The 22,360-nt window shown below is 70.4% G+C and carries 22 protein-coding genes, 1 pseudogene and 1 riboswitch; of the genes and pseudogenes, 13 read left to right on the top strand and 10 right to left on the bottom strand.

Annotated elements, in window-relative coordinates:
• Window positions 1-135 precede the first annotated feature (135 nt).
• From ABT137_RS49035 to ABT137_RS49015, 5 genes are all read right to left on the bottom strand, one after another.
• Window positions 136-813 (bottom strand): urease accessory protein UreF, encoded by a 678-nt coding sequence (locus ABT137_RS49035; protein ID WP_351720145.1) that lies wholly within the window; start codon window positions 811-813, stop codon window positions 136-138.
• A 15-nt stretch (window positions 814-828) separates the two neighbouring features.
• Window positions 829-2,550 (bottom strand): urease subunit alpha, encoded by a 1,722-nt coding sequence (locus tag ABT137_RS49030; protein WP_351720143.1) that lies wholly within the window; start codon window positions 2,548-2,550, stop codon window positions 829-831.
• Entirely contained in the window at window positions 2,543-2,854 is a 312-nt protein-coding gene (locus ABT137_RS49025; protein WP_093505868.1) for an urease subunit beta, read from the bottom strand. The genes ABT137_RS49030 and ABT137_RS49025 overlap by 8 nt, the downstream gene beginning before the upstream one ends.
• A 15-nt stretch (window positions 2,855-2,869) precedes the next feature.
• Window positions 2,870-3,172, bottom strand: a complete 303-nt coding sequence (locus ABT137_RS49020; RefSeq protein WP_037672587.1) for an urease subunit gamma — start codon at window positions 3,170-3,172, stop codon at window positions 2,870-2,872.
• Window positions 3,173-3,464: 292 nt separating this feature from the next.
• Window positions 3,465-3,755 carry a type II toxin-antitoxin system Phd/YefM family antitoxin gene (locus tag ABT137_RS49015; protein WP_351720139.1) on the bottom strand — a complete coding sequence of 97 codons (291 nt, stop codon included), beginning with the start codon at window positions 3,753-3,755 and terminating at the stop codon, window positions 3,465-3,467.
• 140 nt (window positions 3,756-3,895) lie between these two features.
• On the opposite strand from ABT137_RS49015, the gene ABT137_RS49010 reads away from it, so the two are divergent.
• The 3 genes from ABT137_RS49010 (at window position 3,896) to ABT137_RS49000 (ending at window position 5,870) form a co-directional block, all read left to right on the top strand.
• The gene (locus ABT137_RS49010; protein ID WP_351720136.1) at window positions 3,896-4,531 is read left to right on the top strand and encodes an ATP-dependent Clp protease proteolytic subunit; all 636 of its coding nucleotides are present in this window, start codon (window positions 3,896-3,898) and stop codon (window positions 4,529-4,531) included.
• Window positions 4,532-4,538: 7 nt separating this feature from the next.
• A complete protein-coding gene (locus ABT137_RS49005) occupies window positions 4,539-4,847 on the top strand; it encodes a hypothetical protein (RefSeq protein WP_093505863.1) in 309 nt (102 codons plus the stop codon).
• Between the two features lie 364 nt (window positions 4,848-5,211).
• Window positions 5,212-5,393: riboswitch (cyclic di-AMP (ydaO/yuaA leader) on the top strand.
• A gap of 3 nt (window positions 5,394-5,396) precedes the next feature.
• A complete protein-coding gene (locus ABT137_RS49000; protein WP_351720133.1) occupies window positions 5,397-5,870 on the top strand; it encodes a C40 family peptidase in 474 nt (157 codons plus the stop codon).
• Window positions 5,871-6,090: 220 nt separating this feature from the next.
• Here ABT137_RS49000 and ABT137_RS48995 read toward each other — a convergent pair whose 3' ends face one another.
• The gene (locus ABT137_RS48995; RefSeq protein ID WP_351720131.1) at window positions 6,091-6,549 is read right to left on the bottom strand and encodes an ATP-binding protein; all 459 of its coding nucleotides are present in this window, start codon (window positions 6,547-6,549) and stop codon (window positions 6,091-6,093) included.
• A 212-nt stretch (window positions 6,550-6,761) separates the two neighbouring features.
• Here ABT137_RS48995 and ABT137_RS48990 point away from each other — a divergent pair, with 212 nt between their 5' ends.
• Complete coding sequence (locus ABT137_RS48990) at window positions 6,762-7,622, top strand: helix-turn-helix domain-containing protein (protein WP_351720129.1); 861 nt, start codon at window positions 6,762-6,764, stop codon at window positions 7,620-7,622.
• Between the two features lie 9 nt (window positions 7,623-7,631).
• Complete coding sequence (locus ABT137_RS48985) at window positions 7,632-7,859, top strand: DUF397 domain-containing protein (RefSeq protein ID WP_351720124.1); 228 nt, start codon at window positions 7,632-7,634, stop codon at window positions 7,857-7,859.
• 111 nt (window positions 7,860-7,970) lie between these two features.
• On the opposite strand, the gene ABT137_RS48980 is transcribed toward ABT137_RS48985, so the two are convergent.
• Complete coding sequence (locus ABT137_RS48980; RefSeq protein ID WP_351720121.1) at window positions 7,971-9,098, bottom strand: 8-amino-7-oxononanoate synthase; 1,128 nt, start codon at window positions 9,096-9,098, stop codon at window positions 7,971-7,973.
• Between the two features lie 331 nt (window positions 9,099-9,429).
• Here ABT137_RS48980 and ABT137_RS48975 point away from each other — a divergent pair, with 331 nt between their 5' ends.
• The gene (locus ABT137_RS48975) at window positions 9,430-9,969 is read left to right on the top strand and encodes a hypothetical protein (protein WP_351720119.1); all 540 of its coding nucleotides are present in this window, start codon (window positions 9,430-9,432) and stop codon (window positions 9,967-9,969) included.
• A gap of 653 nt (window positions 9,970-10,622) precedes the next feature.
• Here the strand turns inward: ABT137_RS48975 and ABT137_RS48970 are convergent.
• Complete coding sequence (locus ABT137_RS48970; RefSeq protein ID WP_351720117.1) at window positions 10,623-11,738, bottom strand: PP2C family protein-serine/threonine phosphatase; 1,116 nt, start codon at window positions 11,736-11,738, stop codon at window positions 10,623-10,625.
• A 201-nt stretch (window positions 11,739-11,939) separates the two neighbouring features.
• Between ABT137_RS48970 and ABT137_RS48965 the strand changes: the two genes are divergently transcribed.
• Window positions 11,940-14,660 (top strand): SpoIIE family protein phosphatase, encoded by a 2,721-nt coding sequence (locus ABT137_RS48965; protein ID WP_351720115.1) that lies wholly within the window; start codon window positions 11,940-11,942, stop codon window positions 14,658-14,660.
• Window positions 14,661-14,715: 55 nt separating this feature from the next.
• On the opposite strand, the pseudogene ABT137_RS48960 reads toward ABT137_RS48965, so the two are convergent.
• Window positions 14,716-15,027: pseudogene (locus ABT137_RS48960) on the bottom strand (glucoamylase family protein); the annotation flags it as partial.
• A gap of 214 nt (window positions 15,028-15,241) precedes the next feature.
• Between ABT137_RS48960 and ABT137_RS48955 the strand changes: the two are divergent.
• Window positions 15,242-15,697, top strand: a complete 456-nt coding sequence (locus ABT137_RS48955; protein WP_351720112.1) for a hypothetical protein — start codon at window positions 15,242-15,244, stop codon at window positions 15,695-15,697.
• A 65-nt stretch (window positions 15,698-15,762) separates the two neighbouring features.
• A complete protein-coding gene (locus tag ABT137_RS48950; RefSeq protein WP_351720110.1) occupies window positions 15,763-16,602 on the top strand; it encodes a transposase family protein in 840 nt (279 codons plus the stop codon).
• A 140-nt stretch (window positions 16,603-16,742) separates the two neighbouring features.
• Here the strand turns inward: ABT137_RS48950 and ABT137_RS48945 are convergent, their stop codons facing one another.
• A complete protein-coding gene (locus tag ABT137_RS48945) occupies window positions 16,743-17,672 on the bottom strand; it encodes an NADP-dependent oxidoreductase (RefSeq protein WP_351720108.1) in 930 nt (309 codons plus the stop codon).
• Between the two features lie 95 nt (window positions 17,673-17,767).
• Here ABT137_RS48945 and ABT137_RS48940 point away from each other — a divergent pair, with 95 nt between their 5' ends.
• From ABT137_RS48940 to bioD, 4 genes are all read left to right on the top strand, one after another.
• Window positions 17,768-18,148, top strand: a complete 381-nt coding sequence (locus ABT137_RS48940) for a winged helix-turn-helix transcriptional regulator (protein WP_351720106.1) — start codon at window positions 17,768-17,770, stop codon at window positions 18,146-18,148.
• 886 nt (window positions 18,149-19,034) lie between these two features.
• Window positions 19,035-20,276, top strand: a complete 1,242-nt coding sequence (bioB, locus tag ABT137_RS48935) for a biotin synthase BioB (RefSeq protein ID WP_351720103.1) — start codon at window positions 19,035-19,037, stop codon at window positions 20,274-20,276.
• On the top strand, window positions 20,269-21,549 hold the full coding sequence (locus ABT137_RS48930; protein WP_351720100.1) for an adenosylmethionine--8-amino-7-oxononanoate transaminase: 1,281 nt from the start codon (window positions 20,269-20,271) through the stop codon (window positions 21,547-21,549). The genes bioB and ABT137_RS48930 overlap by 8 nt, the downstream gene beginning before the upstream one ends.
• Before the next feature lie 2 nt (window positions 21,550-21,551).
• Window positions 21,552-22,268: a dethiobiotin synthase gene (gene bioD / locus ABT137_RS48925; protein WP_351720158.1), complete on the top strand. Its 717-nt coding sequence runs from the start codon at window positions 21,552-21,554 to the stop codon at window positions 22,266-22,268.
• Window positions 22,269-22,360 lie beyond the last annotated feature (92 nt).

Here is a 22,360-nt window from a genome sequence, read left to right as displayed (position 1 = left end):
GGGGGCGTCTGAGGACGAGGCCGTTCAGGCCGAAGCGGGGGTCCGGGGGCGGCAGCCCCCGAACCGGGCGGTCGAAGGGGGCCCGCCCCCTGGAGGGACGGGACGGGTAGGGGCGGCGGGGGGCGACACACCCCCCTACGACGCGAACAACCGCACCGCCCACCCCGCATGCCACTCCGCCCCGATCTCCATCAACGGCGCCGAAGCCGCAGGCAACGCATCGACCCCCGCCCCCGCGACCATCCCCCGCGCCGCCTCCACCCCCCGGTCGACCACCAGATCCATCTCCCCCGCCAACCGCGCCAGCACCCCCGTCGCCTCGAACGGATCCAGGCTCAGCAACCGCACCACCGCCGTGGCCGGCCCGCTCACGCACTCGTACGCCGCGCAGTACGCCGCGTCCTCCGCCGAGAGCCCCGCCGCCCGGGCCACCACCCCCAACACCACCGGCTGATGCGCTCCCTTGGGGAACTCCCGTGCCAGGGCGTCGAGTTCGGCACTCGGCCAGGCCACGCGCGCGGCCCGCAGCAGCTGCCGCCCGAGCCGGCGCGCCGCGCCCCGCAGCGCGGCCGACGGTGTCCGCGCATCGGCCGCCGCGTCCAACTCCCGTACGTCCGCTCCGAGTACCGCGGCCGCGGCGAACGCCGCGGCCACCAGCCCGGCCGTGTGCAGCCGCCCCCGGCAGTACTCCTCCAGGCTCGCCGCCCCGGCGATCCGGCCGGCCTTGACGGCCGCCTCCGCCCCGCCGGAGTGCGCATGTCCTCCGGCGGGAAAGCGGCCGTCGGCCAGCACGAGCAAGGCTGCCCGAGACATCACACCCACCAGCTCTCAGAAGAGGAAGTAACGCTGGGCCATGGGCAGTTCGGCGGCCGGTGTCGCCTCGACCAGCTCCCCGTCGATGTGCACGGCGAAGCTGTCGGGATCGACCCGGACATGCGGGCGCGCGTCGTTCTCCCGCATGTCCGCCTTGGTCACGCCCCGGGTCGACTCGATGGCGACGAACCGCTTCCCGAGCTGCAGCCGCTCCGGCAAGCCGTCCTCGATCGCCAACGGGGCGACGAAGTTGAAGGAGTTGGCGGCCGGTGCCCGCCCGATCGCCCCGTACATCGGGCGCGGCAGGATCGGCTGGGGCGTCGGGATCGACGCGTTGGCGTCGCCCATCTGCGCGTAGGCGATCTGCCCGGCCTTGAGGACGACCTGCGGCTTGACCCCGAAGAACGCGGGCTCCCAGAGCACGAGGTCGGCGAGCTTCCCGGTCTCGACCGAGCCGATCTCCCGGGCCAGCCCCTGCGCGAGGGCCGGGTTGATCGTGTACTTGGCGACGTACCGCCGTACCCGGTGGTTGTCGGCCCGCCCGTCACCCGGCAGCGCGCCGCGCCGTCGCTTCATCACATGCGCGGTCTGCCAGGTCCGCAGTATCACCTCGCCCACCCGCCCCATGGCCTGCGAGTCGGACGAGATGATCGAGATCGCCCCCAGATCGTGAAGCACGTCCTCGGCCCCGATGGTCGACGGCCGGATCCGCGACTCGGCGAAGGCCAGGTCCTCCGGCACCGCGGGGTTGAGGTGGTGGCACACCATCAGCATGTCGAGGTGTTCCTCGGCGGTGTTCACCGTGTACGGCCGGGTCGGGTTGGTCGAACTCGGCAGCACGTGCGGTTCGGAGACGACGGTCATGATGTCCGGGGCGTGCCCGCCGCCCGCGCCCTCGGTGTGGTAGGCGTGGATCCCGCGCCCGCCGATCGCGGCGAGCGTGTCCGCCACGAAACCCGCTTCGTTGAGCGTGTCCGTGTGGATGGCGACCTGGATGCCGGTCCGGTCGGCGACGGTCAGGGAGGCGTCGATGACGGCCGGGGTGGATCCCCAGTCCTCGTGCAGCTTCAGCCCCAGTGCCCCGCCCCGGATCTGGGAGAGCATCGCCTCGTGCGAGACGGTGTTGCCCTTGCCGAGGAAGCCGATGTTGAGCGGGTACTGCTCCATCGCCTCCAGCATCCGGGCCAGGTGCCACGGTCCGGGGGTGACGGTGGTCGCCTTCGACCCCTCGGCAGGACCGGTGCCGCCGCCCACCAGCGTCGTGATGCCCGCCGCCAGCGCCTCGTCGGCGATCTGCGGGCAGATGAAGTGGACGTGCGCGTCGACCCCGCCCGCGGTGAGGATGCGGCCGTTCCCGGCGATGACCTCGGTCTCGGGGCCGATCACCAGGTCGGGGTGGACGCCGTCCATGGTGTCGGGGTTGCCGGCCTTGCCGATGCCGGTGATCCGGCCGTCGCGGATGCCGATGTCGGCCTTGACGATGCCCCAGTGGTCGATGATCACGGCACCCGTGATGACCGTGTCCGGGGTGCCGTCTGCGCGCGTAGCACGCGACTGTCCCATGGATTCGCGGATGACCTTGCCGCCGCCGAAGACCGCCTCGTCCCCGGCGAGTCCGGGGCCGCCGGAGCGGTCCTCCTCGATCTCGACGAGCAGGTCGGTGTCGGCGAGCCGGATCCGGTCACCGGTGGTCGGTCCGAACAGGTCGGCGTAGGCGGCGCGGGAGATCTCAGGCATCGAGGGCACCTCCGGTCTCGCCGCGCAGTCCGGGAACCACCCGGGCCCCGGTGAGCGGGACGAGTTCGACGTCGACGGGGATGCCGGGCTCGAAGCGGACGGCGGTGCCTGCGGCGACGTTGAGCCGCTTGCCGCGAGCCGCGTCCCGGTCGAACTCCAGTCCGGGGTTGGCCTCGGCGAAGTGGTAGTGGGAGCCGACCTGGACGGGCCGGTCGGCGGCGTTGAGGACGGTCAGCCGGGTCACCTCGCGGCCCGCATTGAATACGACAGGCCCCTCGGCGAACAGCACCTCTCCGGGAATCATCGGCGGCCTGCCTCCTCAGACGATCGGGTCGTGGACGGTGACGAGCTTGGTGCCGTCCGGGAAGGTCGCCTCGACCTGGACGTCGTGGATCATCTCGGGGATGCCCTCCATGACGTCGTCCCTGGTGAGCAGCTTGCGCCCGGAGGCCATGAGTTCGGCGACGGTACGGCCGTCACGCGCGCCTTCGAGGATGTGCGACGTGATGAGGGCGATCGCCTCGGGGTGGTTCAGCCTGAGCCCGCGGGCCCGGCGCTTCTCGGCCACGTCGGCCGCCACGTGGATCAGCAGCCTCTCTTGCTCGTGCGGGGTCAGTTGCACGTCCCACCTCACAGTCCTCGCTCCGGACCGTGCGGGGTCCGGTTGCCGCGGCCACCGCGACGGATTGGGCTCACGGACCCAATCCGGCTAGGAAAACCCCAGGTGGCGTGGATCGGCAGGCTAGTTCGCCGGAGTTTCGGCGACGTTAACCGGACCTTGATCACTTCACGACCGGGGCAAGAGGCCCACGACACCCGAACGGCCCTCACCCGAACGCTCCGGGGAGGGCCGATGGCCGTACCGACGACTGCGGGACTCCGGATCGGCTCGGCGACACGGGTCCTGGCACGCGCTAGGAGCCCGCGGCCCCCCGGTGCTCCGCCGCGATGCCGAAGCGGCCCCGTTCCGGGCGTACGGCTGCGGTCGTCTCACGGACCGTGGAGACCGAGCTGACCACGTGGTCCACGTGCTCCTCGGCGGGTTCCGGAAGCTCTTCGAGGCGTTCGAGGTCGGTGGCGGAGACGAGGGCGACGAGCGGCTTGCCGTGGCGCGTCACGACGACGCGCTCACCGCCGTACACCACCCGGTTGATCAGTTCGGCGAGCTCAGCCCTGGCTTGGGTCACCGGAATCTCGTAGGCCATGAACCCAGCTTACGGGGCACCCCGGACATCACATCTTGTTCGGCGACAGCGGAATCCCCACTCAATGATCTGTACGTCCTGTACATTTTCAACAGAGAGCCCGGCCCCCGGGCTGCCTCAGTCGCCAGGAGGGGTACGCCATGACCCGACCGTTCGCCCGCTATGTCCTGCCCGAGTTCACGGAACGCACGACCGCGGGGCATCGCACCATGGATCCGTACTCGAAGCTGCTGGAGGAGCGGATCGTCTTCCTCGGCACACCCGTCGACGAGGTCTCGGCCAACGACGTGATGGCGCAGTTCATGTATCTGGAGTACGCGGCTCCGGAGCGGGACATCTCGCTGTACATCAACTCCCCGGGCGGGTCCTACAGCGCGATGGCCGCGATCTACGACACGGTCCAGTACGTGAGCTGCGACGTGGAGACGATCTGCCTCGGGCAGGCCGGGGCGTCCGCCGCGGTCCTGCTGGCGGCCGGCACACCGGGCAAGCGGTCCGTGCTGCCCGGCGCGCGCATCGTGCTCCGGCAGCCGTCCCTGCCGGAGCCGGTACAGGGCCAGCCGAGTGATCTGGCCATCCAGGCCGCGGAGTTGGACCGGGTCCGGGCGATGCTCGAAGAGATGCTCGTCCGGCACACCGGGCGCACCGCCGAACAGGTGCACCAGGACCTGGAGCGGGACCTGGTCCTGGACGCGCCGGCAGCGCTGGCGTACGGGCTGGTGGACCGGGTGATGCCCACCCGCCGGACCTCCCCCGGCCTGCCGGACGCGGGGTGAGCCGCCGATGCTGCCGCCGGAGCTTCCGCCGCTGCCCGCGCTGACCCGCGCCGAGGGCGAGCTGATCGACCGTTATCTGGACGTGGTGGATTTACTGGGCCGGATCAACCCGGCGCGGAACGAGGACACCTACCGTGGGCTGCGCGCCGCGCAGGCGCTGGTGCGCGCGGCGTCCGAGCTGCGTGACGCGCTCGCCCTGATGCATCTGCGGGGCGAGACGGAGCTTCACGGGGACACGCTGGCACGGGCGTTGCGGGTGCTCGACGGCGAGCGCCGGACCGCTCGCGTCGTACTCCCGCCCGACTGCGTACGGTGACACCCGCCGGACACCGGTCCGGCACGTCGACGGCGCGACCGGGCCCGAGCCGAAACGATCCAAAGGGGTTACCGCCGTTCGGCGGAGTGTGGCGTGGTTTTACCTGACCGCGAGGACCGCTCAGGTTGCCCGTGCGGGGGTGTCCGCGAGCGGCTTCCGCGCAGGTCCGGGGCTACGCAGGGCAGTTGACGGAGAATCGAACACAAGGCTGTCCACCCGAACGGGTGGGTGGTGAGTAACCCCACAAATCCCCGATTCCGTTGGGATTTTCGGACACGCGTGAGTGAAGATCCCTGTCTGACGACAAGCCCCCGCCACAGCGGCGGGGCGGTCCGGGCGGACGCCGAGTCCTGCCGCCGCCCGGATTGACCCGTCGACAGAAGTGCATCGGCAGGAGTGGAGGACCCAAGCACGACGGGTCGCCGGCACGGTCGCGCCATGACCGGGCCGAGCAGCCCTTGGGGTGAAGCCGTGGCAACACGGCCGGGCAACTTCGCCAGCCCGAATCCGACAGGTCATCCTTCACAGGCGGCTGACGAAGGGTTGCGCATGACTGCGCTCAATCGTGTTCCGTCGCTGATGGCCCGGGCCGGTACGGCCTCGGCACTGACCATCGCCGCCGTGGGCGGCTCGATCGTGATTCCGGGTGTCGCCTCAGACGCCTCGGCCGCCACGATGGCGACGAAGGCACTTCAGGTCGCCGCCTCGAAGAAGGGCTCGCCCTACAGGTGGGGCGCCACCGGACCGAACAGGTTCGACTGCTCCGGGCTGACGCTGTACTCGTTCAAGAAGGCGGGCAAGACCCTGCCGCGTACGGCGGCCCAGCAGTACAACAAGACCCGTCACATCTCGGCCGGCAACCGCAAGGCCGGGGACCTGGTCTTCTTCCACTCGGGTTCCAGCGTGTACCACGTCGGCATCTACGCCGGGAAGGGAAAGATCTGGCACGCCCCGAAGACCGGGGACGTGGTGAAGCTCCAGAAGATCTGGACGCGCAGCGTCTGGTACGGCCGGGTCAGCTGACCCGTTCCAGCGGCCGGCCGGCGGGAGCTCAGGGCTAGGGCCTGTCCGGCGGGCCAAGTCGCAGTAAATCTGCGGCGGCTATGAGTGCCGGTGAGCGGGGCGTGGCGCGTGCAGCTGCAAGGCGGAGGAGGGAGTCGACGCGGAGCGTCGGTGACCGACGACAACGCGGCAGATGTGCGTGGCACGCCCCGCGTCTGCGGCTGGGTCCGCTGGACAGGCCCTACGGCTCCTGCTGGCCGGCCGTGGTGACGGTGCCGGCCGGGACCGTCCAGGGGAGTTCGATGGAGACGGTCTTGCCGCCCTCCCGGGTGGGGCGTACCCGGAGCTTGCCGCCGCACTCGGCGGTCAGCCAGCGGATGATGACCATGCCGCGCCCGTTGTCCTGCTGGACCGCGGCGGGGAGTCTCTTGGGGAAGCGCGGATGACTGTCCGTGACGCCGATGCGCAGCTGCTCGTCCCGGTCGAGCACGAGGTCCACCGTGAAGGTGGGTGACTGCCCGAAGGTGTGCTGCACGGCGTTGGTGGCGAGTTCGGAGACGATGAGGCGGATGGTCTCCGCGGTCTCCGTCTCCGCCGGCAGCCCCCACTCCGCGAGGGTGTCCAGGGCATAGGAGCGGGCGGCGGAGACCGAGGCGGGATCGCTCGGCAGAGTGACGGATGCTTCCAGGTGGTCTGCCATGGCGACGTCGTCCCTTTCCTCGGGACCGGAGTCCGACACAGTGCGGATGGTTCGAGTACGGTCCCGGACTGGTGCTTCTTCGCCAGACTGCCATTACCGGGCCGGTCACGGGGAGCGATCCACCAAGATATGCATATATCTGTCGCTCGAAGCGGTGAACTCTGCGACCTCAGACCGTATTTGGGCGGCTCGGAAGGAGTAAGGAGTAGCCCATGCAGAACGGTCCCGCGGTACGCCGCCGGAAACTGGGCGCCGAACTGCGCACACTGCGCACCGGCGCCGGCCTCACGAGCGGTGAGGCCGCCCGTCTGGTGGGCTGGCATCAGTCGAAAGTGAGCCGGATCGAGACCGGCGCCAGCGGTGTGAAACCGGCCGATGTGCGGTTACTCCTGGACGCCTACGGCGTGACCGAGGGGCAACTGCGCGAGTTGCTGCTGGTGTTGGCGGGGTCGGAGGACACGGCGGGGCGGCACCACTGGTGGCACGCCTATCGTGGGGTCCTGCCGCCCGCCTACCGCGATTTCATCAGCCTGGAGTCACAGGCCAGCGCGATGCGCACGCTGGAGACCCTGGTCGTGCCGGGGCTGCTGCAGACCCCCGAGTACGCGCGGGCGGTGACCCGGGCGGCCATGGACGGGCGCGCCGGCGAGTCCCTGGACACCCTGGTGGAAGTGCGCCTGGCCAGGCAGGACGTGCTGCGCCACGATCCGCCGCTGGAGCTGAGCGCGGTCCTGGACGAGGCGGTGCTGCGCCGGGAGGTGGGCGGTCCCGGTGTGATGGCGCGGCAGCTGGAGCGGCTGATGGAGGCGGCCCGGCTGCCCCAAGTGCGGCTCCAGGTGCTGCCGTTCGCGGCCGGGGCGCATATCGGCATCACGGGACCTTTCGTAATCTTCTCATTTCCGAGCACTTCTGATCTGGACGTGGTTGTTATCGACCAGTTGACGAGTAGCCTCTACCTGGAGCGGAAAGAAGACCTCCAGGCCTACACGGAGGCCTTCGACACGCTCAGGATCCACGCCCTTTCGCCCGAGGACTCGTTGGATTACATCGCCGCAATAGCTGACGGCGCGTAAGGAGGCACCATGACTGCACTGCCTCGGAACGTACCTTCAAGTGCTGATCTGCACGGACTGCGGTGGCTGCGCAGCAGCTACAGCACCGGAGCCAACAACTGCGTGGAGACGGCACGGCCGCGCTCCGGCCCGTCGGCCGGACTGCTCGCCGTGCGCGACTCCAAGGCTCCGGCCGGACCCGCGCTGCTCTTCTCCCCCGAGAGCTGGGCGGGCTTCACGGCGGCGTTCGCCGGCTGATCAGCCCCAGAAGAGTCTGATCAGACACGAACGAAACCGATCAGACTCGCACCCCATCCATCCCCGACTCCGTATCCGCCCGCGAGCCAGGCCCGGCCGTGTCACGCCGACTCATGGTCGTGTCTTGCCGATCACACGTACAGCGCGTTCGATCTCGGCCCCGGAGAGGTCCGCACGGGCGGTCAGCCTGAGCCGTGAGATGCCGTCCGGCACCGACGGCGGACGGAAACAGCCCACGGCCAGGCCTGCCGTCCGGCAGTCGGCCGCCCACCGCACGGCCTGCTCCGGGGACGGGGCCCGCACGGAGACCACCGCGGCGTCCGGACGTACCGCTTCCAGACCCGCGGCGGTCAGCCGTGCGTGCAGTTCCGCGGCCACCTCGCGGGCCCGTGCCGCACGCTCGGGCTCACGGCGCAGCAGCCGCAGGGCCGCCAGCGCCGCGCCCGCCGCCGCGGGGGCCAGGCCGGTGTCGAAGATGAAGGTCCGGGCCGCGTTGACCAGATGGTCGATCACCCGGGACGGGCCCAGCACCACCCCGCCCTGGCTGCCCAGCGACTTCGACAGGGTCGCCGTGACCACCACGTCGTCGGCGCCGGAGAGCCCGGCCGCGTACGGCGCGCCCCGCCCGCCGTCCCCGAGGACCCCGAGCCCGTGGGCGTCGTCGACGAGCAGCCCGGCGCCGTGCTCCCGGCACGCCTCGGCCAGTGCGACCAGCGGTGCCGCGTCCCCGTCGACGGAGAACACCGTGTCGGAGACGACCACGGCGGGCCCCTCGCGCGTCCCGAGGGCCTTGCGTACGGCGTCCGGGTCGGCGTGCCCGACGACCTGGGTGGTGCCCCGGGCCAGCCGGCAGCCGTCGATCAGGGAGGCGTGGTTGAGGGCGTCGGAGACGATCAGGGAGCCGTGCGGGCCGAGCGTGGTGACGGCGGCGAGGTTCGCGGCATAGCCGGAGGAGAAGACCAGGGCGGCCTCGAACCCGCAGAATCCGGCCAGCTCCCGCTCCAGCTCGGTGTGGAGTTCCGTCGTGCCGGTCACCAGCCGGGAGCCGGTGGAGCCGCCGCCCCAGGTCCGGGCCGCCTCGGCGGCGCCGTCGGCGACCTCCGGGTGGTGGGCGAGGCCCAGGTAGTCGTTGCTCGCCAGGTCCAGCAGCGGCGAGTCGGCGGGGCGGGGGCGCAGGGTCCGTACGAGTCCGGCGCGGCGGCGCTGCTCCGCCTGATCGTCGATCCAGCCGAACGCCATGGCCCCTCCGGTGATTTTGTAGGCAGTGGACAGACCCTAGCGGGACCATCAGGCACCCACCGTGTGGCAATACCCACACGTGGTTTTATCAAGCACAGGATCAGCGCAGGTCAGAGGCTATATCACACCCTAGACTGAAGATCGTCTCTCACAGCACGGACCGGCCGCGCGCCCAGGCGGCGCCGACGCGAGTCAGTGGCTGCTGCTGCGCGACCGCACAGCGAAGCGCCTGTAACCGGCGCACCAGCAGCAGCCCACTGAAGGAGGAAGGCCAAGATCCACGCGCCGAAACTCTGAGCACGTCAAGACGACGTGCTCTACGTTGAGCGACATGAGCGCGTCGAGACCGGCCTACCGCTATGTCGGGCCGCATCACGTGATCGCTGCCGTCCAGACAGCGAACACCGGTGCCACGATCCGCACGCCTGCCGACTTCGCCGACGGGGCAGCAGCCCAGAGCACCGCGGAACTGAAAGAGCCCTTCACCTTCGTCATCGGCACGGACGGCGCTCTGCTACTGGCACCACGCCGCAGCGAACACGCCGCCTGCGCGGGCGGCGGCCGAGTGCTGGGCGCCGGCGAAGTCAGCTTTGCGTCGGAGGCCGGACGCTGGATAGTGACCGAGGTCAGCAACCAGTCGACCGGCTACTGCCCGGACGTCGCCTCGTGGCCAGCCGTGGCACAGGCCCTCGATCAGGCCGCCCTCGGCCACCCGGACTACTTCACACACCCGGTGCTCTTCCGCCGGTGCCCCGGCTGCCAGCAACACAACATCGTGCGAGAGGGCCACTTCGTCTGCGTCTTCTGCGACGCAGACCTGCCCCTACGACGGAACGTCGATACGAACATCGGAGACCCAGGCGCGCCCTGAGCTCGTCCGCCGCAACTCCCACCGGCTCGGCTGACCATTTTCGAACCTCGATGGGCTGGCAATGTCCAGTAACTCCTGAGCCTGTCAAGGATCTGGTGAGTCGAAAGTGTTAAGGGAGTCCCTAGACCTCACAGTGCTGATCTCGCGGTAGAGGTCGAGGACGGTCACCTTCCCGTCCGTTTCGGCCCAGCGTTGCGCCAGGTAGGGCTTGAACGGTTCGGTTTGTTGGGGAGTTGGCGCTTGCAGCCCTTGACCATGTCCTGCCAGCGGGCAGCGCGGGCGTACCGCTGGACGGTGTGCCGTCCCCAGCCCAGGTGGCGGGCGATGTGACGGATGCCCATGCCCTGGGTCAGGAGGTCATGGACGAGGGCATGGTGGGCGCGGGCCCGCTCGGCGAACCTGCCGGTCGGGTCCTCGTTCTGGTCGTCCGGGGTGGAGGTTGCCTCAACGCGCGTCTCCCACTCGGGCTCTGGTTCGGGGGCGGCCGGCGGGAGTTCTCGCAGGCAGGAGCGGTGGTCGGCGACGGATTTCTCGACCGCGGCGGCGATGTTCTGCCAGAGGTGGAACCGATCGGCGACCTGCAGGGCCTGCGGTGCGGCGGTGCCAGCCGCCTCGGCATAGGCGCCGGCCCGGTCACGGGGGACCGCCCGTTCTCAGCCTTCCACGGCTCCCCGTTCCGGCGCGCCGGCGCACCTCAGCGCGAGCGCCGCGATGTCGTCGTCGAGCCGTCCGCCGCTGTGCTGGAGCAGGTCTCCGTGCAGCTGGTCGAGCAGCTCGCGGGGCTTCTCCAGGTCCTGCTGCCGCATCCATTCCGCCAGCGGGAAGAACTGGCCGTCGTGGTTCCGGGTCTCCGACACGCCGTCCGTATAGAGCAGCAATCGGTCCCCCGGGGCGAAGGCGACGACGTCGACCCAGTAGCGGTCGCCGATGAGCGCCGCGAGGTTGAGGGGCGCGGAGGCGACGGTGGGTTCCAGGACCCGGACCTTCCCGCCGTGCGCGATCAGTGGCGGCGGGTGCCCGCAATTGAGAATGCGTACGCGGCCGCCGCCGTGCGGGATCTCGGCGAGGAGAGCGGTGGCGAAGTGCTCGGGCTGGTCATAGGCGGGAAACGCTGCGCTGTGGCGGGTGATGGTGGTCTCCAGGCGATGGATGATCGCTCTGAGATCGGGCTCGTCGTACGCGGCCTCTCTGAAGCAGCTGATCACCGCCGACGCCGCCCCCACCGCGGACAGACCCTTGCCCCGTACATCGCCTATGAGCAGCCTGATCCCGTGCGGTGTGCCGATCGCCTCGTAGAAGTCGCCGCCGATCCTGGCCTGCTCCTGGGCCGCGAGATACAGCGACTCGATCTCGACGTCGTCGATACGGCGCGGCAGCGGGCGCAGCAACACCTTCTGGGCCGCGTCGGCGACCAGTCGGACCTGGAAGAGGATGTCCTCCCGCTGGAGTCGGACATGGCTCCCGTAGGCGGCCGCGAGGGTGACGGCGATGATCGCGGCCGCCGTGTACTGCGTCCCCAGGTCGGTGTAGAAGAAGCTGAGGATGATCATGGCGAGAAAGCAGAACGCCCCCAGCATGATCGTGGGAAACACGGGCCACATCGCGGCGGCCAGGGCGGGCGCGGTCGGCAACAGCCGGCTGATGGCGATCTCCCTGGGAGTGGAGAACGCCAGGCCGATGATGAGGACGGCCAGGATCACGGGTGACAGCCGGGCGGCTTCCCATCGGCCGCTGTAGGCGGGGCGACGGCGCCCGTGCCGTGCAGACATGATCACAAAATGCATCATATCGGCCTAAGTGTTCATCAAGCGCGGAGAAATCGCGGCCCCGGTCGGGCGTCCAGGGCGGACCGCCGAGCCCCAGGATCCGTTGTCAGACAGGCATGGCTGCACAGATGCCCGAGGTCAGCCGGATAAGGATCCGGTGAATGGGCCCTGGCCTCTCAGGATCACCGATGCTAGAAAGGTCGCATGGCGAAACAATTCGCCCGTTTTCGGCACCTATCCGTCAAACGGCCGTTCAACGCGAGCACGCGAAGCGTGGCCGGGCAGGTGCTGGTCTTCCAGGTGGCTCTGGTGGTGCTGTTGGTGGCATGCGCCGTCATTGCCCTCGTCCTCCAGTCGGAGCGGGACACCAGCGCCGAGGCCAGGCACCGCTCCATTGCCGTGGCCCAGACTTTCGCGCACTCACCAGGTGTCCTGGCGGCCCTGGAGACCCCGGACCCGAGCAAGATCCTCCAACCGCTCACGGAGGCGGCTCGCCGTGCTGCCGGAGTCGACTTCATCGTGGTCATGAACACCGAGGGCATCCGGTACACGCACCCCTTGCCGGACCGGATCGGGAAGCGGTTCGTCGGCGAGATCGGGCCGTCGCTGAAGGGGAAGGTCTACGTGGAGAGCGTCAACGGCCCACTCGGCCGTGAGGTGCAGGCCACGGTCCCGATCAAGGACACCGACGACAAGGTGGTGGCACTCGTCTCGGCCGGGATGAAGGTCAAGAAGGTCGAGAGCCAGGTGGACCGGCAGCTGCCGATCATCCTGGGCGCCGGGGCCGCAGCCCTCGCGCTGTCCACCGGAGTGACGGCACTGGTGGGCCGGCGCCTGCGACGGCAGACACACAGCCTCGCCCCGGACGAGATGACCTTGATGTACCAGCACCACGACACGGTCCTGCACTCCGTTCGAGAGGGTGTGCTGATCGTGTCTCCGGACGGGCAGCTGATGCTGGCGAACGACGAGGCCAGGCGACTGCTGGATCTGCCGCCCGACGCCGAGGGACGCCTCGTGCCGGAGCTGCCGGGCCTCGATCCAGGGACGAAGGAGCTGCTCGTCTCCGGGCGCGAGGCCACTGACGAGGTGCACCTCTCCGGAGAGCGACTGCTCGCGGTCAACCAGCGGCCCACGGATCGTGACGGCGGTCCCAAGGGAACGGTGGTGACGCTGCGCGACTCCACCGAGCTGCAAGCGGTGACCGGCAGGGCGGAGGTCGCACGGGAGCGGCTGAGGTTGCTGTACGACGCCGGACTGCGCGTCGGCACCACCCTGGACGTGCTGCGCACCGCCGACGAGTTGGCGTGCGTCCCCATTCCGCGGTTCGCGGACTTCGTCACCGTCGATCTGGCCGACGCGGTGCTGCACGGCGAGGAGCCGTCCCCCACAGGGGCGGACATGCGACGCGCGGCCGTGTGCGGCATCCGGGACGATCATCCGCTCTTCGAACAGGGCCGACTGTTCACCTATCAACCGGCCACGCCCCAGGCACGCGGGTACGGCAGTGGACGTTCCGAGCTGGTGAGCGACCTGCCGAGCGCCACGTCCTGGCGCTTGCAGGACCCCGAGCGCGCCAAGGCGATCATCGACTACGGCATCCATTCCCTGATCACCGCCCCCATCCGGGCGCGGGGCGTCGTGCTGGGCACGGCCAACTTCTGGCGCGGCCACCGTCACGAGTGCTTCGACGAGGAGGACCTGTCGCTGGCGGAGGAGCTGGTGGCCCGTGCCGCGATAAGCATCGACAACGCTCGCCGCTACACCCGTGAGCACGCGATGGCGGTCACCCTCCAGCGCAGCCTGCTGCCGCAGGCAATGCCCGAGCAGAACGCCCTGGACATCGCCTACCGGTACCTGCCCGCCCAGTCGGGCGTGGGCGGGGACTGGTTCGACGTGATTCCGCTGCCGGGGAGCCGGGTGGCACTGGCCGTCGGCGACGTGGTCGGCCACGGTCTCCACGCGGCCGCCACGATGGGCCGGCTGCGGACCGCGGTGCACAACTTCTCCGCGCTGGATCTGCCGCCGGACGAGTTGCTGGGCCATCTGGACGACCTGGTCGGCCGTATCGACCAGAACGAGGCGGCGGCGAGTGCCGAGGGCGTCGTGGGCGCGACCTGCCTTTACGGGATCTACGACCCGGTGACGCGCCGCTACGTCATGGCGCGTGCCGGACATCTGGCGCCCGCGCTGGTCCGGCCCGACGGAACCGTCACCTTCCCCGACGTGCCGGCCGGTCCGCCCCTCGGCGTCGGTGGCATGCCGTTCCAGACCGCGGAGCTGTGCCTGGAGGAGGGCACCCAGCTCGTCCTCTACACCGACGGCCTCATCGAGGACCGCAGGCGTGACCTGGACGTCGGCATGGAACTGCTGCGCGACGCGCTGACCGGCCACCCCCATCGCCCGCCGGAGGAGACCTGCAAGTACGTGCTGGACAGCCTGCTCCCCGAGCGCCCGAAGGACGACGTCGCGCTGCTCGTCGCCCGTACGCGGCAGCTGCCTGCCGACCGGATCGCCGACTGGGACGTCCGGCCGGACCCGGCGGCGGTCGCGGGTATGCGCGACGCGGTGGCCGACAAGCTGGAGGCGTGGGGCCTGTCCGAACTCGGCTTCACCATGGAACTCCTCCTCAGCGAACTCATCACCAACGCCATCCGCTACGGCGCCGAGCCCATCCACGTACGGTTGATCCGCGACCGAGCCCTGACCTGCGAGGTCTCCGACGGCAGCAGCACCTCGCCCCACCTGCGCTACGCCGCGACGACGGACGAGGGCGGCCGGGGCCTGTTCCTGGTCTCCCAGATGGCAGAGCGCTGGGGCACCCGCTACACCCCCCAGGGCAAGGTCATCTGGGCCGAACAGGCCCTGCCCGAGATCATCGAGGAGCCGGTCCCGGTGGCAACCGCAGCGGAAGCTGACCGATAGGCCGCCAGGTGCGGGCAGTGGCCGGCCGGATTCCGTCAACGGTCGGCTTCTGCGGTCAAGGGGCAATCAGATCGAGAACTGCTACCTCGCGCACCAGAGGACGCGCCCGGCTGGTGAACCCGCCCGTGCGGAAGGGGGCCTGAAGGAGGCCGGGCCGCAGTTGCTGGGCCAGGGCTGCGGTGATCATGCCCCGGTCGAGAGCCAGAACGAAGTCGCTCACCCGGCCCGTGCTGACGTCGACCGAGTCGCGGAAGCCGTAGCGGTCGTCGTAGGCGTCGAAGGCGCGGGCGAGGCCGCGGAGGTTGGCGAGCGCCTCGGTGGCGGCCCGAGGGAGGACGAGGAAGTTGGCGTGCGGGGTGACGACGCCCAGTGAGCAGTGTGCATCGTGAAATGTGCAGGTCGGGCGGGCTGGTGTGCGCGGGGTCGGGGGTGCTCGGGCTGGTCGGCGGCGGGTGCCCAAGGTGAAGATCGTCTGACCGGTCGCTCGGGAGGGTTCTCCGGTTCTGCTGCGCCTGTGTCAGCGGGCCGCTTACGATCCGTCACCGTGTCGGTACGCCGGGGATCGTGGGGAGGGCGTGGGGATGACAGATCTGGGGCGGATCACGGCTCGCCGTAGCGAACTGGACGCGCTCGCTGAGGAGTTGGCCAAGCGGCTTCAGGAGGTCGAGGCCGAGCGAGAGGAGCTGGGGATCGCCGAGCGGGTCCTGCGCTGCCTGGCCGGACAGGACCGGGCCGATACGGAGGCTGCTGAGGCGGCGGCTCCGGTGAAAGCGCAGGTGACGGGGCGTGCGGTGCTGCTGATCCCGCACCGCGGTGAGACGGACGACGAGGCTGCGCTGCCCGCCGACTACCACCGGATCCTGGCGATCGTGCGGGCCGCCGGCGGCCCAGTGCAGGTCAAGGCGGTGGGTGAGGAACTGGGACTCGAGGTGGGGGTGCGCGGGAAGCTGGAGCCGCTGCGGGCGAAGATGACCAAGCTCGCCGATCGTGGCTGGCTGCACAAGCGGCCTGACGGGAAGTTCACCGCACGCCTGTAGTAGCTGCGGACCGGGGGCGGCAAGAGGGCGTAACCGGCAGGCCCCCGACGGCAGTTGCGTTTGGTGTGAAGAAAAACAACGGTTCAGTCGAGGGCCCTGACGGCCTTGTCTGCACCGCCCGCCTGCCGCTGTCGAGCGCCACCCTGAACTGGCTCGCCGACCTGTTACGCGGCCACTTGAAGAAGATCGGCTCCCGGTGGAGGGCCCTGCCGGCGGGGAAGATCGCCAGCATCGTGCTGGCGGTGCTGCGCTGTGACCAGCGGCCCGGCGACCTGGCAGGCGGCAACAGCATCCACCGCACCACCGTCACCCGCTGGGTGCGCGAGGTCGTGGGTCTGCTGGCCGCCCGCGCCCCACGCCTGGACCGCGCCCTGAGGAAGATCGCCCGAAAGGGTGGCGGGGTGGTGCTGCTGGACGGCTCGGTGATATGTACCCGGCGGCGCACCGGGGCCGAGAACCGCAAGAACTACTCGGGCAAGAGCAAATGCCACGGCCTGCTCGTGATCGCGCTCACCGACGATCGGGGTCGGCTGCTGTGGGTCTCCGCGGCCCGGCCCGGGCGGACCTCGGAGATCACCGCCTGCCGTCACGACAAACTCACCGCCCATCTCCGCGCGGCCGGTCTCGGAGCCATCGCCGACCTGGGCTTCGTCGGCCTCGACGACAGCGGCCCGGACACTGACCCGGCAGTGATCACCGGCTACAAGGCCGCCCGGAACCGGCCCCTGTCCCGTGGCCAGAAACTGTCCAACAAGGCACTGGCCGCAGTGCGAGCCCCGGTCGAGCACGGCTTCGCCCATCTGAGGAATTGGAGAGTTCTCGGCAAGGTCCGCACGGATCCGAGGTGGGCGACCGCGCTGGTGCGGGCCCTGCTGATGCTGACGAACCGGGAAGTCGCCCGCTGAGGGATGGTCTTGTCGGTGGGCCACCGCCCCGGACCTGCCCGAGCCTCCTGATGCCTACGCGCACCAGGCCATCTGACGTGCAATCTTCATTACGCGCGGGTCCTACTGGGGCCTCACTCACGCGAGGCCCCACGACGGGATCAGACGGTGAGGACGAGCTTGCCCTGGAGGTGACCGCCATCGAGCAGCCGGTGCGCGTCGGCAACGCGCTCGAACGGGAACGTCTCCCGCACGTGGACCCGGAGCTTTCCCTCTTCGACGAGGCCGACGAGACCGCGCAGGGCGACCGGGTCGGGGTCGACCGCGATACCGCTGAAGCGCATGCCCGCCGCCTCGTACTTGGCGATGAGCTCCAGGTCATCCTCGGCGGTTGCCGTCACCAGGTGACCGCCAGGGCGGAGCACTCCAAGGGACCGCTCGACGGTGTCGCCGCCGATCGTGTCGAGCACGACGTCGATGTCACGGACCGCCTCGGTGAAGTCGACCGCCGTGTAGTCGATCATTTCATCAGCGCCGAACCCCTCGACGAACTCCCGCTTGCTCCCGCTGATGGTCGTGATCACGTGCGCGCCTAGGGCTTTCGCGATCTGGATCGCGACGTGGCCGACCCCGCCGCCACCGCCGTGGACCAGAACGCGATCGCCCTCGCTCACACCGGCGAGGTCGACGAGGCCCTGCCACGCCGTCAGCCCGACGACCGGCAGCGCCGCCGCCTCGACGTGCGTGAGCGCCGCCGGCTTGCGTGCTAGGTGCAACGCCGGCGCCGACACGACCTCGGCGTACGCGCTTGCCGCCCGCGGGAACAGCGGCATCCCGAACACCTCGTCGCCGGGCCTGAACCGCCACGTCTGCGGGGCCTCCTCGACCACGCCGCTGATGTCCCAGCCGAGGATGAACGGCGGCCGGCCGAGCAGCGGGAACTCGCCGGCGCGCAGGCGCGCCTCCAGCGGGTTCAGGCCGATCGCCTTGACGCGGACGAGGACCTCGCCCGGGAGAGGCTGGGGCTCGGGCGCGTCCACGATGGTGAGCGCCTCGGGACCGCCGAGCGCCTGCTGGTTGATGACTCGCATGACTCTCCTGTGCTTTGGAAGGGGAGAGAACCCAGGCTATGTTTCCGATAGGAACCAGCAGGTGCCTTAAGGAGCCAGCAGGTACCTTTGGCGCCATGAGCGGTTTCGGTCCCGGTGATTGCTTTCTCGCCGACTGTCCGGCGCGTCTGGCGGTCGAGCTGATCGCCGACAAGTGGACGGTGGTCGTTCTCTACGGCCTCAGCGAGGGCCCGGTGCGCCACGGCGAGTTGATCGAGCTGATCGGCGGCATCTCCCGCAAGATGCTCACCCAGACGCTCCGACGGCTCGAGGCGCACGGACTCATCCGCCGCCACGCCTACGCCGAGGTGCCGCCCCGCGTCGAGTACGAGCTCACCCCGCTCGGGGCGACGCTGATCGATCCGATCCACACGCTGACCGAGTGGGCGAGGGCGAACGGCGACGCAGTGCTCGATGCGCTCGACGCCGATCCCGAGCCGGTTGCCCAGAGCGACTGAGGCCCCCGCCAGAACACTGAGCATCCTCTCGGCCGCCACTCGGTATCAACCCGGCCGCGCTCGGTCTGCAGGCTCTCGATGTGTTGGACGATCTGCCGCACCGGGGTGGTGGTCCTGGCCACGACCACGAGCGTCTCACCCCAGGTGCGGTACACGAGGTCAAGTACGTGGTCCACGGCGGACCCGGTATCCCGCCGGAGCCGGACCTGCCCGATGATCTACGCCTTGGTCATCGGCCGACGACCGGCACGAGTACCCAACTCGCCATTCACACCAGACCCGTGGACTGCGACTTCACGATGCACACCGCCGAATGTGCGTACAGGCTGGCTCGCGCGCTCGAAGAGGGCTGGTTGGCTATCGCCCTGACACTGCGTCATTCCGCGTGGCAGGGTCGGCTGTGATCACGAACAGCTAAGATGAGGGGGCACCCGTCCAGCGTGCTGCGGAGCGCGATTGCCGCGTGCGTGGCCCGTTCGCTCAAGATCCGGTCGTGGGCCTCGCGGTCCCCTACGTTCGCAGGCGCGGGGAGCAGGAGTGCACCGGTTCCGCCTTGACGTGGCCGGGGGACCATCCCCGCGGGGTGGGGGATGTCGAGAGCTTCCAGAACAGCCCGCACCACGTCACGCACGGCGCTTGAGGGGACAGCCCCTTCGGGGGTGTTGTAGGAACCCTCCAAACTGATCCACTCGCCCTTGCCTCTCACACATGACTCTCACCAAATCGGCGGCGGGATGCGGACTTTGGGCCTCTGACCTGGTCTTCCGTGCTGTCTGTGGACCCTACGCACTGGGGTGGTCATGTTACATACCCCACACGTTGAACTGACAGGGTTGTGCAAACTCTCCTTGGCCCGGAGCAGCCTCGTAGTACAGGATCGGCTCTCATGGACCTGCTGAACACGCTGGTGGACAAGGGGCTTCGGCGCGAGCTGCCGACCCGCGAGGAAGCGCTCGCCGTGCTGGCGACCTCCGACGACGACGTGCTCGATGTGGTGGCCGCGGCCGGCAAGGTGCGCCGGCACTGGTTCGGCCGGCGCGTGAAACTCAACTACCTGGTCAACCTCAAGTCGGGCCTGTGCCCCGAGGACTGCTCCTACTGCTCGCAGCGGCTGGGCTCCTCCACCGGGATCCTCAAGTACAGCTGGCTGAAACCCGACGAGGCCTCGAAGGCGGCCGCCGCGGGCCTGGCCGGGGGCGCCAAGCGGGTCTGCCTGGTGGCCAGCGGGCGCGGTCCGACCGACCGGGACGTGGACCGGGTCGCGGGCACCATCAAGGCCATCAAGGAGCAGAACGAGGGCGTCGAGGTGTGCGCCTGTCTCGGCCTGCTCTCCGACGGCCAGGCGGAGCGGCTGCGCGAGGCGGGCGCGGACGCCTACAACCACAACCTCAACACGTCCGAGGGGACGTACGGGGACATCACGACCACGCACACGTACGCCGACCGGGTGGACACGGTCAACAAGGCGCACGCGGCGGGTCTGTCGGCCTGCTCCGGTCTGATCGCCGGCATGGGCGAGACCGACGGGGACCTGGTCGACGTGGTCTTCTCCTTGCGCGAGCTGGACCCGGACTCCGTTCCGGTGAACTTCCTGATCCCGGTCGAGGGCACCCCGCTGGCCAAGGAGTGGAACCTCACCCCGCAGCGCTGCCTGCGCATCCTGGCGATGGTGCGGTTCGTCTGCCCCGACGTGGAGGTGCGGATCGCGGGCGGCCGCGAGGTCCATCTGCGCACCATGCAGCCGCTCGCGCTGCACCTGGCCAACTCGATCTTCCTCGGCGACTACCTGACCACCGAGGGCCAGGCCGGCCAGGCCGACCTGGAGATGATCGCGGACGCCGGTTTCGTGGTGGAGGGCGCGGACGAGGTGACGCTGCCGCAGCACCGGGCCGAGGTCCAGGGGGGCGGTTGCGGGTCGCACGGGGCCGAGGGTGCCGGGTGCGGGTCGCACGGAGCGGAGGGCGCGGGCTGCGGGGCGCATGCGGGCGAGGGTGCCGGGTGCGGGTCGGTGTGCGGTTCCCACGAAGGTGCGGCCGAGGCGGTGACCGTTCCGGCCAACGAACCGCGCACCGACCTGGTCGCCGTCCGCCGCCGGGGGGCCGGAACGGATCTCGCGCCCAATGCCTGACCTGAGCGTCCCGGAACTGCTGGAGCTCGACCGCCGGCACGTCTGGCATCCGTACGGTCCGATGCCCGGCCGGGCCGAACCGCTCGTCGTGGAGTCGGCAAGCGGGGTCCGGCTGCGGCTCGCGGACGGCTCGGGCGAGTTGGTCGACGGCATGTCGTCGTGGTGGTCGGCGATCCACGGCTACAACCACCCGGTGCTCAACGAGGCCGCGCACGACCAGCTCGGCCGGATGAGCCATGTGATGTTCGGCGGGCTCACCCACGAGCCCGCCGTCCGCCTGGCGAAGCTCCTCGTCGACATCACGCCCGCCGGCTTGGAGCATGTCTTCCTCGCCGACTCGGGGTCCGTGTCGGTCGAGGTCGCGGTGAAGATGTGCCTGCAGTACTGGCGCTCCCTGGGCCGCCCCGCCAAGCAGCGTCTGCTGACCTGGCGCGGCGGCTACCACGGCGACACCTGGCAGCCGATGTCCGTCTGCGACCCCGAGGGCGGGATGCACGAGCTCTGGTCCGGGGTGCTGCCCCGGCAGGTGTTCGCCGACGCGCCGCCGGCGGAGTACGAGGAGTCGTACGCCGGGCATCTGCGGTCGATGATCGAGCGGCACGCGCACGAGCTGGCCGCGGTGATCGTGGAGCCGGTGGTGCAGGGGGCCGGCGGGATGCGGTTCCACTCCCCCGCCTACCTGCGGGTGCTGCGCGAGGCGTGCGACGCGCACGACGTGCTGCTGGTGTTCGACGAGATCGCGACCGGCTTCGGACGTACCGGCGCGCTGTTCGCGGCGGACCACGCGGCCGTCACCCCGGACGTGATGTGCGTGGGCAAGGCGCTGACCGGCGGTTACCTGACGATGGCGGCGACCCTGTGCACGCCCCGGGTGGCCGAGGGGATCTCACGGGGCGAGGTGCCGGTGCTGGCGCACGGGCCGACGTTCATGGGCAACCCGCTCGCGGCCTCGGTCGCCTGTGCCTCGCTGGGGCTGCTGCTCGGCCAGGACTGGCTCGCGGAGGTCAAGCGGATCGAGGCGGGGCTGCGGGAGGGCCTGGCGCCGGCCCGGGAGATCCCCGGGGTCCGGGACGTCCGGGTCCTCGGGGCCATCGGGGTCGTACAACTCGACCACGAGGTCGACATGAAGGCCGCCACGGCCGCCGCGGTGCGCGAGGGCGTGTGGCTGCGGCCGTTCCGCGACCTCGTGTACACGATGCCGCCGTACGTCACGGCTGACGCGGACGTGACACGGATCGCGCGCGCGGTGTGCGCCGCCGCGCGGGAGGGATGAGCATGCCGATCCTGGTGATCACGGGGACGGGCACGGAGGTCGGCAAGACGGTCGCCACGGCCGCGGTCGCCGCCGCCGCGCTCGCGGCCGGCCGCTCGGTGGCGGTCCTGAAGGCAGCGCAGACGGGGGTACGACCCGACGAGCGCGGGGACGCCGACGAGGTCGCGCGGCTCGCGGGTGCCGTGACGGCGGCCGAAGTCGCCCGTTTCCCCGAGCCGTTGGCGCCGGGCACGGCCGCGCGCAGGGCGGGAATGGCCCCCGTGCATCCGCAGGACGTGGCGGAGGCCGCCGCCAAGCTGGCCACCGAGCACGAACTGGTGCTGGTCGAGGGCGCGGGTGGCCTGCTCGTCCGGTTCGACGCGACGGGCGGCACGCTGGCGGACGCGGCCCGGCTGCTGAGCGCGCCGGTGCTGGTGGTGGCGTCGGCAGGGCTCGGCACGCTGAACACGACCGAGCTGACGGCCCGTGAACTGCGGGCCCGGGAGCTGGAGTTGCTGGGCGTGGTGATCGGCAGCTGGCCCGACTCCCCCGATCTGGCGTCGCGGTGCAATGTCGCAGACCTTCCGGAGGTGGCCGGGGCACCGCTGCTCGGTGCGCTGCCCGCCGGGGCCGGGGCGCTGGCGCCCGCCGACTTCCGTGCGCTGGCGCCGAGTTGGCTGTCGGCGCGGCTGGACGGGAGCTGGGACGCGGAGGCGTTCCGGGGGCGGGAAGCGCCTTAGGGGCAGGCCGCGTCGGTCGGGTGCGGCTGTGTGGGAGGCTGGTCGCGCAGTTCCCCGCGCCCCTTCGGGGGCGCCGGTGGAGCCGCCCCTTT

The organism is Streptomyces sp. NPDC001980 (assembly GCF_040296885.1).
In the GTDB taxonomy this organism is placed as follows: Bacteria; Actinomycetota; Actinomycetes; order Streptomycetales; family Streptomycetaceae; genus Streptomyces.
The sequence above is the reverse complement of the archived record's forward strand: the minus strand, read 5'-3'. Positions and strand labels throughout refer to the sequence as shown.

What these genes read in the sequence shown, in the direction of transcription:
- ABT137_RS48945 (WP_351720108.1), bottom strand. Translation starts at nt 17,672, where the DNA reads ATGCGAGTCATCAACCAGCAGGCGCTCGGCGGTCCCGAGGCGCTCACC.
- ABT137_RS48990 (WP_351720129.1), top strand. Translation starts at nt 6,762, where the DNA reads ATGCAGAACGGTCCCGCGGTACGCCGCCGGAAACTGGGCGCCGAACTG.
- ABT137_RS48955 (WP_351720112.1), top strand. Translation starts at nt 15,242, where the DNA reads ATGACAGATCTGGGGCGGATCACGGCTCGCCGTAGCGAACTGGACGCG.
- ABT137_RS48995 (WP_351720131.1), bottom strand. Translation starts at nt 6,549, where the DNA reads ATGGCAGACCACCTGGAAGCATCCGTCACTCTGCCGAGCGATCCCGCC.
- ABT137_RS49015 (WP_351720139.1), bottom strand. Translation starts at nt 3,755, where the DNA reads ATGGCCTACGAGATTCCGGTGACCCAAGCCAGGGCTGAGCTCGCCGAA.
- ABT137_RS48930 (WP_351720100.1), top strand. Translation starts at nt 20,269, where the DNA reads ATGCCTGACCTGAGCGTCCCGGAACTGCTGGAGCTCGACCGCCGGCAC.
- bioB (WP_351720103.1), top strand. Translation starts at nt 19,035, where the DNA reads ATGGACCTGCTGAACACGCTGGTGGACAAGGGGCTTCGGCGCGAGCTG.
- ABT137_RS49025 (WP_093505868.1), bottom strand. Translation starts at nt 2,854, where the DNA reads ATGATTCCCGGAGAGGTGCTGTTCGCCGAGGGGCCTGTCGTATTCAAT.
- ABT137_RS48965 (WP_351720115.1), top strand. Translation starts at nt 11,940, where the DNA reads ATGGCGAAACAATTCGCCCGTTTTCGGCACCTATCCGTCAAACGGCCG.
- ABT137_RS49005 (WP_093505863.1), top strand. Translation starts at nt 4,539, where the DNA reads ATGCTGCCGCCGGAGCTTCCGCCGCTGCCCGCGCTGACCCGCGCCGAG.
- ABT137_RS48980 (WP_351720121.1), bottom strand. Translation starts at nt 9,098, where the DNA reads ATGGCGTTCGGCTGGATCGACGATCAGGCGGAGCAGCGCCGCCGCGCC.
- ABT137_RS48940 (WP_351720106.1), top strand. Translation starts at nt 17,768, where the DNA reads ATGAGCGGTTTCGGTCCCGGTGATTGCTTTCTCGCCGACTGTCCGGCG.
- ABT137_RS48975 (WP_351720119.1), top strand. Translation starts at nt 9,430, where the DNA reads ATGAGCGCGTCGAGACCGGCCTACCGCTATGTCGGGCCGCATCACGTG.
- ABT137_RS49035 (WP_351720145.1), bottom strand. Translation starts at nt 813, where the DNA reads ATGTCTCGGGCAGCCTTGCTCGTGCTGGCCGACGGCCGCTTTCCCGCC.
- ABT137_RS49000 (WP_351720133.1), top strand. Translation starts at nt 5,397, where the DNA reads ATGACTGCGCTCAATCGTGTTCCGTCGCTGATGGCCCGGGCCGGTACG.
- ABT137_RS48970 (WP_351720117.1), bottom strand. Translation starts at nt 11,738, where the DNA reads ATGTCTGCACGGCACGGGCGCCGTCGCCCCGCCTACAGCGGCCGATGG.
- ABT137_RS49010 (WP_351720136.1), top strand. Translation starts at nt 3,896, where the DNA reads ATGACCCGACCGTTCGCCCGCTATGTCCTGCCCGAGTTCACGGAACGC.
- bioD (WP_351720158.1), top strand. Translation starts at nt 21,552, where the DNA reads ATGCCGATCCTGGTGATCACGGGGACGGGCACGGAGGTCGGCAAGACG.
- ABT137_RS48985 (WP_351720124.1), top strand. Translation starts at nt 7,632, where the DNA reads ATGACTGCACTGCCTCGGAACGTACCTTCAAGTGCTGATCTGCACGGA.
- ABT137_RS49030 (WP_351720143.1), bottom strand. Translation starts at nt 2,550, where the DNA reads ATGCCTGAGATCTCCCGCGCCGCCTACGCCGACCTGTTCGGACCGACC.